12 protein-coding genes are annotated in these 12,037 nt (G+C 66.0%); all 12 read right to left on the bottom strand.

Features of this window, described 5'->3' with window-relative positions; translation table 11 throughout:
• Positions 1-2: 2 nt before the first annotated feature.
• Positions 3-458 carry a MaoC family dehydratase gene (locus tag ACT53M_RS02710; RefSeq protein ID WP_476231301.1) on the bottom strand — a complete coding sequence of 152 codons (456 nt, stop codon included), beginning with the start codon at positions 456-458 and terminating at the stop codon, positions 3-5.
• Between the two features lies 1 nt (position 459).
• Positions 460-2,409: an acetyl/propionyl/methylcrotonyl-CoA carboxylase subunit alpha gene (locus ACT53M_RS02705; RefSeq protein WP_476231299.1), complete on the bottom strand. Its 1,950-nt coding sequence runs from the start codon at positions 2,407-2,409 to the stop codon at positions 460-462.
• On the bottom strand, positions 2,406-2,717 hold the full coding sequence (locus tag ACT53M_RS02700; protein WP_476231297.1) for a DUF3088 family protein: 312 nt from the start codon (positions 2,715-2,717) through the stop codon (positions 2,406-2,408). Before ACT53M_RS02700 ends, ACT53M_RS02705 begins: the two co-directional genes overlap by 4 nt.
• Positions 2,714-3,238: a nuclear transport factor 2 family protein gene (locus ACT53M_RS02695; protein ID WP_476231296.1), complete on the bottom strand. Its 525-nt coding sequence runs from the start codon at positions 3,236-3,238 to the stop codon at positions 2,714-2,716. The genes ACT53M_RS02700 and ACT53M_RS02695 overlap by 4 nt, the downstream gene beginning before the upstream one ends.
• Positions 3,239-3,285: 47 nt before the next feature.
• Positions 3,286-4,887, bottom strand: a complete 1,602-nt coding sequence (locus ACT53M_RS02690; protein ID WP_476231295.1) for a carboxyl transferase domain-containing protein — start codon at positions 4,885-4,887, stop codon at positions 3,286-3,288.
• Between the two features lie 6 nt (positions 4,888-4,893).
• Positions 4,894-6,048, bottom strand: coding sequence for an isovaleryl-CoA dehydrogenase (locus ACT53M_RS02685; RefSeq protein ID WP_476231293.1), 1,155 nt, complete (start codon positions 6,046-6,048; stop codon positions 4,894-4,896).
• A complete protein-coding gene (locus tag ACT53M_RS02680) occupies positions 6,045-6,416 on the bottom strand; it encodes a Rieske (2Fe-2S) protein (protein WP_476231292.1) in 372 nt (123 codons plus the stop codon). Before ACT53M_RS02680 ends, ACT53M_RS02685 begins: the two co-directional genes overlap by 4 nt.
• Before the next feature lie 163 nt (positions 6,417-6,579).
• On the bottom strand, positions 6,580-7,860 hold the full coding sequence (hmgA, locus tag ACT53M_RS02675) for a homogentisate 1,2-dioxygenase (protein WP_476231290.1): 1,281 nt from the start codon (positions 7,858-7,860) through the stop codon (positions 6,580-6,582).
• Between the two features lie 260 nt (positions 7,861-8,120).
• Positions 8,121-9,161 (bottom strand): 4-hydroxyphenylpyruvate dioxygenase, encoded by a 1,041-nt coding sequence (gene hppD / locus ACT53M_RS02670; RefSeq protein ID WP_476231288.1) that lies wholly within the window; start codon positions 9,159-9,161, stop codon positions 8,121-8,123.
• Between the two features lie 51 nt (positions 9,162-9,212).
• A complete protein-coding gene (locus ACT53M_RS02665) occupies positions 9,213-10,562 on the bottom strand; it encodes an FAD/NAD(P)-binding protein (protein WP_476231286.1) in 1,350 nt (449 codons plus the stop codon).
• A gap of 16 nt (positions 10,563-10,578) precedes the next feature.
• On the bottom strand, positions 10,579-10,845 hold the full coding sequence (locus tag ACT53M_RS02660) for a DUF6356 family protein (protein ID WP_476231285.1): 267 nt from the start codon (positions 10,843-10,845) through the stop codon (positions 10,579-10,581).
• A 273-nt stretch (positions 10,846-11,118) separates the two neighbouring features.
• Positions 11,119-11,988: an NAD(P)-dependent oxidoreductase gene (locus tag ACT53M_RS02655; RefSeq protein ID WP_476231283.1), complete on the bottom strand. Its 870-nt coding sequence runs from the start codon at positions 11,986-11,988 to the stop codon at positions 11,119-11,121.
• Positions 11,989-12,037 lie beyond the last annotated feature (49 nt).

Genomic DNA, 12,037 nt, shown 5'->3' with positions numbered 1-12,037 from the left:
TCTCAGGCAGCAGCGCGGCTGCGGAGTAAGGCTGAGCGCAGGCATTCGCAGACCAGCTCGTCGCGCTGGTTGTGCATCTGGTGCCGCCAGGTGACGATGCCCTGGCCGGCGCGCGACTTGCTGGGGCGCAACTCGACCACTTCGGACGAGGCCCTTAGCGTGTCGCCCAGAAAGACGGGCTTGGGCATCACCAGCTTGTCATAGCCCAGATTGGCGACCAGCGACCCCGCCGTGGTGTCGCCAACGGTGATGCCGACCATCAGGCTGAAGGTGAAGGTGCCGTTGACGAGAATCTGGCCAAATTCGCTCGCCCGTGCGGCCTCGGCATCGAGGTGCAAGGGCTGGGTGTTGTGGGTGAGGGTGGAGAAAAGGAGGTTATCGGTTTCCGTAACGGTGCGGCGCAGCGCGTGTTCGATACGGTCGCCAATCTGCCATTCGTCATAGAAGCGGCCGGCCATTTCAACCCTCCTGCGCTGCGCTGATGCGAATCAATAGCGCATCCACCTGCACCTGCGTGCCGACCTCAACGGGCAGTTCGGCAACCACGCCGTCGAACGGCGCCAACAGAGCATGCTCCATCTTCATGGCCTCCAGTGTGACCAGTCGTTGGCCTTTGGAGACGGGGGCGCCGGGGGCTACATCGACTGCGGTGATGCGGCCCGGCATGGGGGCGAGCAGGGCGCCATCGGTGGCGGCGCCGGCGCCCTGAGGGCGAGTCGAAAGCGGAAAGGAGAAACGATGCGGTGCGATCCCATCGTTCGCTTGCACCCAAACGCTATCGTGATCGATGTCATAGCGGTCGGGTTCGACGGGGCCGGTGACATCCAGATCGATGTCCACAGCCTTGCCGTCAACGGCAACACGAACAGTCCGGTTCGCGGCAGCATTCAGGCGGAAACCAAAGAGAGGATTCCATCGCGTACCCGGCGAAACCACCCATTCCCGGGCGCCCGTGCCAGATAGAAAAGGCCGTTTGGTCGACGGTGTGTCGGGTGATGCGAGGAGAAGCAGCGCACCGGCCGATAGCAAATGTGGGTCGGCCACTTCGCGCTCTACCAGCGTGTTCAGCTTTCGCTCGATCAGACCGGTATCGACTGCGCCGTCCGCAAATTCGGATGTCTCGAGCACCCGTACGAGGAACTCTGCATTGGTTCGGACAGGCTGAACCCTGATGTTCTTGCAGGCTTCCACCAACTGTTCGCGCGCCTGTTCGCGACGAAAACCCGTCGCGACCAGCTTGGCGATCATGGGATCATAGAACGCGCTGACAGCATCACCCTCGGTAACGCCGGTTTCGATCCGAATTCCATGCGGTAGCGCGAAATGATCGAGGCTGCCGATCGACGGCAGAAAGCCCGTCGCCGGATCCTCTGCATAAAGCCGCGCTTCCATGGCCCAGCCATCCATCGAAATCTCAAACTGCCGCTTCGGCAGTGGCTCACCGCTTGCGACGCGCAGTTGCCATTCGACCAGATCGACGCCGGTGATCTCCTCGGTCACCGGATGCTCGACCTGAAGGCGCGTGTTCATCTCCATGAACCAGATGCGATCGGCGCGCAGGCCTTCGCTGGCGTCGGCAATGAATTCGATCGTACCCGCGCCGACATAGTCGACCGCCTGCGCCGCGCGTACCGCCGCCGCGCAGATTGCCGCGCGCGTTTCGGAGTCCATTCCTGGCGCGGGGGCTTCCTCGATCACCTTCTGGTGACGACGCTGGAGCGAGCAGTCGCGCTCGAACAGGTGGACGACATTGCCGTGCGTGTCGCCGAACACCTGCACTTCGATATGGCGCGGCGAGAGGATGTATTTCTCCAGCAGCACCCGATCGTCGCCGAAGGAAGAGGCGGCCTCGCGCTTGCAGCTGGCGAGCGCGTCGGCGAAGTCGGCGGCGCTGTCCACCCGGCGCATGCCCTTGCCGCCGCCGCCGGCCACCGCCTTGATCAGTACCGGATAGCCGATGGCGTCTGCCTCTGCCAGCAACCGCGCGGAGCTCTGGTCGTCGCCGAGATAGCCGGGCGTTACTGGTACGCCCGCCGCGATCATCCGCGCCTTGGCGGCATCCTTCAGGCCCATCGCGCGGATGCTGTCGGGCTTCGGGCCGACCCAGATCTGCCCGGCATCCATCACCGCCTGCGCGAAATCGGCATTTTCCGAAAGAAAGCCATAGCCGGGATGGATCGCTTCGGCACCGGTGGCCTTGGCGGCGGCGATGATCTTTTCACCGACCAGATAGCTCTCGCGCGCCGGGGAGCTACCGATATGCACGGCCTCGTCGGCCCGCCGCACGTGCAATGCCTGCGCGTCGGCGTCCGAATAAACCGCGACGGTGCGGATGCCCATCGCCCGGGCTGTACGGATGATGCGGCAGGCGATCTCGCCGCGATTGGCGATGAGCAAGGACTGGATCACGGGTGTCGCTCCGGAAAGCCGTGGCGGGTGTGCAGGGCGGTGAGCACGCCTTCGATGTCATTCGCGAACCCTCCTTCGGCAAAGGCAAGCGCAGGGAGGTTCTGGTTCTCCGCACCCAGCCGGTCGACTACCGGCGCGCGCGGCCGCGGCCAGGGGACGCGGACGACCTCGATATTGGTGGCGCGTTCCGGAAAGGCGGCGAGCAGACCCTCCACGGTGATGCAGTCCTTGCAGTAAAAGCGCCGCTCCCCGCCGAACGCCGGATCGGCCCAGTCGGTGTCGAGGACGAACAGCGTGTCGCGGCTCATGCCGGGCAATCCGTGGTCCGTTCGTTCCAGGTGGCGTTCAGCACTTTCCACACGCCGTTCTCGCGCACCAGGTCGAAATGGTCGGTGCCGCAATGCTGCGTCCGCCCGGCGACGGTGAAGACATAGGGGCTCCAGACCATGGCGATATCGCCATCGATCTCGACGGCGGGATCGATCAGTCGTTCCGCGACCGGTTCCTTGCCAGAACCAATCGTGGTGGCGAATTCGCTCCAGCCCAGATGGGCGATGCGGCGGCTGCCATCGTCACGGGCGATGACCGCGGTGGCACCGCCTTCGCTGCGCACGGTGGCGAGGAAGGCCGTCCGGTCACCCGATCCTATCGCGGCGAGCAGTGCCTTGACCGGCGCGAGGACTGCGGCGGCATCCGCATCCTGATAGGGCAGTGGATTGGCGGGCGGCAGCTTGTCCGACGGCTTCGCGCTCCGCGGGGGATTTGCCGGCGGCGGTGGCAGCGGCTTGTCCTGCAGAGCCAAGGTGAAAGCGAGGAGGGAGAGGAGCATCTGTTATCCTTTAGCCGGAGCACGAGGCGGGGAGCCTAGCTGCTCCCTCACATCCGGAACACGCCGAACTGCGGGTGCTCCGGAATCGGTGCGTTGAGCGTTGCCGCGAGCGCGAGGCCGAGCACGTCGCGTGTCTGGGCTGGATCGATGATGCCATCGTCCCACAGCCGCGCGGTCGCGTGCCAGGGATTGCCCTCATCCTCATATTTCTGGCGGATCGGCGCCTTGAAGGCCTCGGCCTGCTCGGGCGTCCAGCTGGCGGCATCGCGGTGGACCGTTGCCAGCACGCTCGCCGCCTGCTCGCCGCCCATCACGCTGATGCGGGCATTGGGCCAGCTGAACAGGAAGCGCGGGCTATAGGCCCGGCCGCACATGCCGTAATTGCCGGCGCCGAAGCTGCCGCCGATCAGCACGGTCAGCTTGGGCACGCTCGCCGTCGCCACTGCCGTCACCAGCTTGGCACCGTGCTTGGCGATACCCTCCGCCTCATATTTGCCGCCTACCATGAAGCCGGAGATGTTCTGGAGGAACAGCAGCGGCACCCGGCGCTGGCAGGCAAGCTCGATGAAATGCGCGCCCTTCACCGCGCTTTCGCTGAACAGCACGCCGTTATTGGCGAGGATGGCCACCGGCATCCCCCAGATGTGCGCGAAGCCGCACACCAGCGAGCTGCCATACAGTGCCTTGAATTCGTGGAATTCCGATCCGTCGACAAGCCGGGCGATCACCTCGTGCACGTCATAGGGCGCGCGGACGTTGGTGGGGAGGATGCCGTACAGCTCCTCCGCCGCATATTTTGGCGGGCGTGGATCGCGCAATGCGATGTCGGGTGTGCGGTCGGCCGGAAGCGTGCTGACGATGTCACGGACGATCTGGAGCGCGTGTTCGTCATTCTCGGCAAGGTGGTCGACCACGCCCGAACGGCGGGCATGGAGCTCGCCGCCGCCCAGATCCTCGGCGCTGATCTCCTCCCCCGTGGCAGCCTTCACCAGCGGCGGGCCGGCGAGGAAGATCGTGCCCTGGTTGCGGACGATGACGCTCTCGTCCGACATGGCGGGGACATAGGCGCCGCCGGCGGTGCAGCTGCCCATCACGCAGGCGATCTGCGGGATGCCCTTGGCGGACATGTTCGCCTGATTAAAGAAAATGCGGCCGAAATGCTCCTTGTCGGGGAACACCTCGGCCTGATGCGGCAGGTTTGCGCCACCGCTGTCGACCAGATAGATGCAGGGCAGGCGGTTGGCCTCGGCAATCTCCTGCGCGCGGAGATGCTTCTTCACCGTCATCGGATAATAGGTGCCGCCCTTCACGGTGGCGTCGTTGCACACGATCATCACCATACGGCCGGAAACGCGGCCGATGCCGGCGATCACCCCCGCACCGGGGACTTCGCCGTCATACAGGTCGAACGCAGCAAGCTGGCCGATTTCAAGGAACGGTGCACCGGGATCGAGCAGCCGTTCGACCCGCTCGCGGGGCAGCAGCTTGCCGCGCGCGGTGTGCTTCGCACGGGCGGACTCGCTGCCGCCGAACGCGGCGCGGGCGACATCGGTGCGAAGCTTCTCGGCTAACGCACGGTTGTGCGCGGCCTGGGTGCGGAACTGCTCGCTCTCAGGCTGAACCTGGGTGGGGAGGACGGGCGCGGACATCTGGGATTACGCCGCCCCCACCAGTTCGCGGCCGATCAGCATCCGGCGAATCTCGTTGGTGCCTGCGCCGATGTCGAGCAGCTTGGCGTCGCGCAGGAAGCGTTCGACTGGCCAGTCCTTGGTATAGCCCGCGCCGCCCAGTGCCTGCACGGCCTCACCCGCGACGCGGAAGGCGTTCTCGCTAGCCAGCAGGATCGCGCCCGCCGCATCGAACCGCGTCGTCCTGCCCGCATCGCAGCTGCGCGCCACCGCATAGACATAGGCCCGGGCGGAATTGAGCGCGACATACATGTCGGCGATCTTGGCCTGGATCAGCTGGAAGCTGCCGATCGGCTGCCCGAATTGTTTGCGCTCGCGGACATAGGGCAACACCACGTCAAGACATGCCTGCATGATGCCGAGCTGGATGCCTGCGAGCACGGTACGCTCGTAATCCAGCCCGCTCATCAGCACGCCGACGCCGCCATTGACCGGACCCATGACGTTTTCCTCCGGCACTTCGCAATCGGTGAAGACGAGTTCGGCGGTGGGCGAGCCGCGCATGCCCATCTTGTCGATCTTCTGGCCGATCGCGAAGCCGGGCATGTCCTTCTCGATCAGGAAGGTGGTGATGCCGCGCGAGCCTTCGCCGGTCTTCGCGTAGACGACGAGCGTGTCGGCATACGCCGCGTTGGTGATCCAGAATTTGGTGCCGTTCAGCACGTAGCCGCGATCGGTCTTATCCGCCTTCAGCTTCATCGAAACGACGTCCGATCCTGCACCGGCCTCGGACATGGCCAGGCTGCCGACATGCTCTCCGGAGATCAGCTTCGGAAGGTATTTGGCTTTCTGCTCGGCATTGGCCCAGCGGGCGATCTGGTTGATGCAGAGGTTCGAATGTGCGCCATAGCTCAGCCCGATCGAGGCAGAAGCGCGGGCCACTTCCTCGCATGCAATGACATGTTCGAGATAGCCGAGGCCCAGGCCGCCATCGGCCTCCGGAACTGTGATGCCATGCAGGCCCAGTTCGCCCATCGCCGGCCAGAGCTCGTCGCGCGGGAACCAGTCCTCGGCGTCGATCCGGGCGGCGAGCGGCGCGATCCGATCGCGGGCGAAGCGGGCGGTGGTTTCGCGGATCATGTCGGCGGAATCGCCCAGGGCGAAATCGAAATCGGGGGTCATTGCGGTTCCTCTCCAACGGTCACGATCATGCCGTCGATTATGCGTACAGGCCATGGAAGCAGCCGCGCGCCAACGCAAGGGCCGCCGACGCAGCGCCCGTCCTCCACGGTGTAAAGCGCGCCGTGCCAACTGCACTGGATATGGCCGCCGTCGGGGGTGAGATAGGCGTCGAGCTGTTGCGTAAGTGGCACGGCCATGTGCGCGCAGCGATCGACATAGCCAAAAACTGCCGCGCCCCGGCGAACGACGAAGCCGTGGAAACGGCCGGCGCGCATTTCCAGCACGAAATTGCGGGCGGTGCCGTCGGGGATCAGGTCCAGCGGGCCGAGGGTGACACCGGCGGGGGTGGTGGTGAGGCGTTCGGTCATGCGGGGCGAAGGGTTCCCAACGCTTTACGGTTCGCGTTCCCCTTCCGCTTGCGGGAAGGGCTAGGGGAGGGGGTGGACCGTCGCGCCGTTTCTACCACGTTGTTCCCTCCCCCAACCCCTCCCGCAAGCGGGAGGGGAACGCAGACTGCGTTCGGGTACTGCCTCACGGCAACCGCGCTTTCGGAAAGCCCTCCCACACCGCATCATAGTCGGGCTGGGCATGTGCGGCTGCATAGTCGGTGGGGCGGTAGGGCCAGCAGGTCTCGACCATGAAGGCCATGGTGTCGTCGATCTTGTGCGGCTGCAATTCTGCGTCGGTCGCGCCGCGCCAACTCGCAACGTCCGGTCCGTGGCCCGCCATCAGGTTGTGGAGGGAAAGGCCGCCGGGGACGAAACCATCCGCCTTGGCATCATACGCGCCGTGGATGAGTCCCATCGCCTCGCTCATCACGTTACGGTGGAACCAGGGCGGGCGGAACGTGTCCTCCGCCACCATCCAGCGCGGCGGGAAGATCACGAAATCGGCATTGGCCCGGCCAGGAACGGTACTCGGCGAGGTTAGCACCGTAAAGATCGACGGATCGGGATGGTCGAAGCTCACCGTGTTCATCGTGTTGAACCGGGCAAGGTCGTAGCGGCAGGGCGCGAGGTTGCCGTGCCATGCCACCACGTCAAGCGGACTGTGGGGGAGGGTAGTTATCCACAGGCTTGCCAACGACTTTTGCACAAGCTCGAACGGTTCGTCGCGATCCTCGAACCAGGCCACCGGCGTCTCAAAATCGCGGGGATTGGCAAGGCCGTTCGCGCCGATTGGGCCGAGATCGGGGAGGCGGAACATCGCGCCGTAATTCTCGGCGACATAGCCGCGTGCCTCGCCATCGGGCAGCAGTACCCGGAACCGCACGCCGCGGGGCACCAGCGCGATCTGGCCGGGGGCAATGTCGATGCGGCCCAGCTCGGTCAGCAGAGTCAACGCGCCGGCTTGGGGGATGAAGAGCAACTCGCCGTCCGCGTCGACGAAGGCGCGATTGTCCATGTCGCGATTGGCGGCATAGGTGTGGACTACCACGCCCTCCAGATCAGCCGGATCGCGGGTGACGAGCATGGTCGTCATGCCGTCGATCCAGTCGGTCGGCGCCGAAGGCTGGGGCAGGGGATCCCAGCGTAACCGGTTCGGCGCCAGCGGCCCGGCGGCGGCGCCGGCGCCGAATCCCGGCGCGCCGCTATAGGGCTGGTAGGGCGGATGCTCGGCGCTGGGGCGCAGGCGGTAGAGCCAGCTACGGCGATTCTCGGCGCGCGGCGCAGTGAAAGCGGTGCCGGATAGCTGCTCAGCGTAGAGGCCGTAGGGCGGGCGCTGCGGACTGTTCCGGCCGATCGGCAGGGCGCCTGACACGGCCTCGGTGGAGACATGGTTGCCGAAGCCGGGGAAATAGTGGTGAGTCATCCTGCTCCTCCGCCTCCCCCTCTGAGGGGGAGCAATAGCAACTGGGCCAATGCGCTCGCCCAAACCATCGTCATTCCCGCGAAGGCGGGAATCCATTTGCCAGCACGCCGGGAGTCGAGCCGCGCCATCAGCGCCAATGGCTACCCGCCTTCGCGGGGATGCCGGCTTGTCGCCGTTGCCTCGTAGCGTTTCGAGAGTGGGGCCGGGGTATGCCACTATTCCTGCGGCGGCACCCCCGGCTCTCTCCCTCTCCGAACCTGTCAGGCGTCGACCTTGATGACGCCGCGGCGAATCTGGTCGAGCTCGATGCTCTCGAACAGTGCCTGGAAATTGCCGTTGCCGAAGCCTTCATTGCCCTTGCGCTGGATGATCTCGAAAAAGATCGGCCCGAACATATTTTCGGTGAAGATCTGGAGCAGGATGCCTTCGCCATTCTCCACCGATCCATCGATCAGGATGCGGTTCTTGCGCAGCCGCTCGAGATCTTCGCCGTGCCCGGGCACGCGCTTGTCGACCAGCTCGTAATAGGTCTCGATCGTGTCCTGCAGCCGCACGCCGCGCGCGCGCAGGCGCTCCACGGTGTCGTAGATGTCGTCGGTGGTGAGGGCCAGGTGCTGGATGCCTTCGCCCTTATATTCGCGCAGGAATTCCTCGATCTGGCTGTTGTCGTCCTGGCTCTCGTTCAGCGGAATGCGGATCGCCTTGTCGGGCGCGATCATCGCCTGGCTGAACAGGCCGGTCGCCTTGCCCTTGATATCGAAATACTTCTGCTCCTCGAAGCCGAAGAGCGTGCGGTAGAACTCGCTCCACACCCGCATCTGGCCGCGGCGGACATTGTGGGTGAGGTGATCGAGCAGGTCCAGCCCGACGCTGTTCTTCGCTTCCGCCTCGCGCCAGCCGGGGAACTCGGCCCAGTCGGCGTAGGGGTCGCTGCCGTCCTGGATGAAATAGAGGTAGGAGCCGCCGATGCCCTGAATGACGGTGTCGTCCTCATCCGTCGGCTTGGCGCCGTGGGCGAGCGCCCATTCCATCGCCTTTTTGGGATCGGCGACGCGGAACGCCATCGCGCTGGCGGAGGGGCCGTGCTCGCCGCGGAAGGCCGCCACGCGGCCAGCATCATCGCGGTTGAGCATCAGGTTGATGCGACCCTGCTTGTAGCGCGTGATGTTCTTGCGCGGATGGCGGTGGCTGGCAACGAAGCCGAGCTGCTCGAACTGACGCGCCATGGCGTCCGGATCGGGCGAGGTGAACTCGACGAACTCGAAGCCGTTGAGGCCGAGCGGATTGGCGGTATCGATCATGATCGACCTGATACCGCATCTCGGGAATTAGTGTCAAATGTTACTAATTCATCATAACCCTTCGCCGCCGACCCAGTGGGCGTTCGAAAGTCGGCGGGCGACCGCCCAGGTCTGGGTGCGGATGTCAGGCACTGCGACGATTTCCCAGAAGGCGCCGCGCGTCATCGGCCCCAGCGCATAGAGCCTGGGGTTGGCCCGGCCGTCGGCGCCGATCGTCTGCCCCTGATTGTCGACATCGATGCCGATTCGCGCCGCGTCGGGCCGGATCAGGCCGCGCGCGGCCAGCTTCTGGAGCAGCGGCTCGGTAGTGCGGCCAAGGTCGCCGAGGGGGCCGGTGCAGTTGATGACGCGCTGAACGTTCAGCACTTCGGTTGCGTCACGGCCCCGCCGGCGCAGCGTCACGTCGACACCTTCGGCCCTTTCGGTGAAGCCCAGCGTCTTCGCAGCAACCACCTCCAGCTGGCCGCGATCGATCAGCGCGTGCAGCCGGGCATCTACCTCCGGCGCGAGCCGGTGGCGGTGCACATCCCACCAAGGGCGCAGGTGGCGCAGGAACCGCGACCGCTCGGCCGTGCTGGCATTCGCCCACATCGGCTGGGTGAAGGGGCGCAGCTCGTCGACGGCGTTGCGCCAGCCGACTTGTTCGGCACGGGTACGGACAGTGCGGACAAGCAGTGACGCGCGCGTGCGCGGGCGCTCGGTGATCCTCTCCCAGTCCTGCCCCGGCCCGTGCGGGCGAGGCAACAGGCCGCGCCGGGATACCGCAACGATCCGCCCCCCGAACCCGCGGGCCTCGAGCAGCAGCGCTACGTCGACCATGGTAAGCCCGGTGCCAATCACCAGCACCGTGTCGGTATCGCCAAGGCCTTCGGGCGCGGTCGGATCCCAGGGATCGCCCTTGTAGCGGGTGGCCGACAACGTGGCGGGATCGAGGCCCGGCGGATCATGCGGGGGCAGATTGCCGACCGCCAGCACCACGGCATCGGCCCGTATCGTCTCGCCCTCAAGCTGCAGCGTGGCGCCGCCGGCGTCGAACGTCACATCCTGTACCGCGCCATGGACGAGTCGAAGCCGGTCGGGATGCTCGGCCAGCGCCTGCGCCAGCATCTCGCGCAGATACTCGCCATAGACGCGGCGCGGTACGAAGGCGGTGGCGGTATTCTCCACGCCGCGCGCCTCCAGCCAGCGGACTAAATGGCCGGGATCGTCGGGAAAGGCGCTCATGTTCGCGGCGCGGACGTTGAGCAGGTGCGAGGGGTGGGCGGCGCCATAGGCGAGCCCCGTACCTGCCACCGGCGCCCGCTCGATCAGCGTGGCGCGCGGGCCGTGATGGCGGATGAGGTTGATGGCCTGAAGCGTGCCCGAAAAGCCCGCGCCGATAATGGCGACATGTTCGATCAAGTGCTGGCCCCCCGGCTCAGATTTCGTAGTCGATCTGCCATTCCGGCGCCGTGAAGGCCGGCTTCTCATCGGCGAAGGCGGGCTGGCGGGCCTTCATCTCCCCATAGAGGCGCTTGACCGAGTCGCTGGCGGTGCGGACGAACAGGAAGGGCAGCGCCGCATGGATGAGGCATGCGGCACCCCCTGTGATCATCGTGATGCCGAAGCGCGCCGCAGTGGCCGCATGGGCGCCATAGCTCTCGCCGACGCTACGCGGATGGGCGAGGAAAAGCCGATCGATCATGTTGGAATTGTATCGGCGAACGGGGCGGCGGGGAAGGGCGTTGGTCTTGAATTCGGCGCTGCTTGTGGTGGGCTTCCAGGAATGGAGGCTGTCGCAATCAGTCAGGCTAACAGATTCCCCTCCCTGCGTGCAGGGAGGGGCTAGGGGTGGGTCCGCCGCCGCGAGGCGGCGGGCTCGCGTTCGGCAAGGTATAGAGTCTGTGCAGCGCGCAGACGCGCGCACCCACCCCTTTATCCCCTCCCTTGCAGGGAGGGGAAACTATCGTCCCCCTCCTCAAAGCTTGGCGATCGTCTCCGCCATGGCAGTCACGTCGACGTCGGCGCCTTCGGTGGCGATCGTCTCTGTCAGATGCGCCTGGACCAGATCGAGCAGCGGCATGCGGGCCCCCACCGCCGTTGCGGCTTCACTCGCCAGTCGCATATCCTTCAGCCCCAGCGGCGCGGTGAAGCCGGCCGGGCGGTGGCGCCGTTCGGCGATCGGCGGGCCATAGACCTTGTGGATGGCGCCGTCAAAGATCGTGCCGGCGAATACGTCCAGCATCTTCTCGCGGGCGACGCCGCCCTTTTCGCCCAGCGCCATCGCCTCGCCATAGGCTTCGACAGTCGCCATGATCATGAAATTGCCGGCGAGCTTGACGAGGTTGGCGGCCGAGGGCGTCTCACCCATCGGGAAGACAATGCGGCCGATCGCCTCGAACAACGGCGCGGCGGCCGCCATCGCATCCGAGGCACCGGCTGCGACGACCGCGAGCTTGCCCGCAGCGGCGACCGGCGGGCGGCCGAAAACGGGTGCCGAGACGAAGCGATGGCCCTTTGCTGCGTGCGATTCGGCCAGCCGGTCGGCAGCCGCCACGGCGATCGTGCTGTGCGAGAGGTGGAGCGTACCCGGCGCCATGCCGGCGAGCATCCCGTCGGGCCCATCCAGCAGCGCATCGAGCGCAAGATCGTCCGCCACCATCGTCATCACGGCGTCGGCCGCTTCCGCTGCCGCACGCGGCGTGGCTGCCAGTCGGGCGCCGCGTTCGACCAGTGGCGCGGCCTTGTCGGCCGAACGGTTCCAGACGGTGACGTTGTGGCCGGCATCGAGCAGGGCGGATGCCATGCCGAAGCCCATCTGCCCCAGCCCGAGAAATGCGACCTTCATGACAATCTCCTGATGCACGCGGCCGGTGGGGCTCGCCAAAGCGAAATTC

This window comes from Sphingomonas sp. DMC6 (assembly GCF_056314225.1).
Note: the sequence above shows the minus strand (reverse complement) of the source record. Positions and strands in the feature narration are given on the sequence as shown.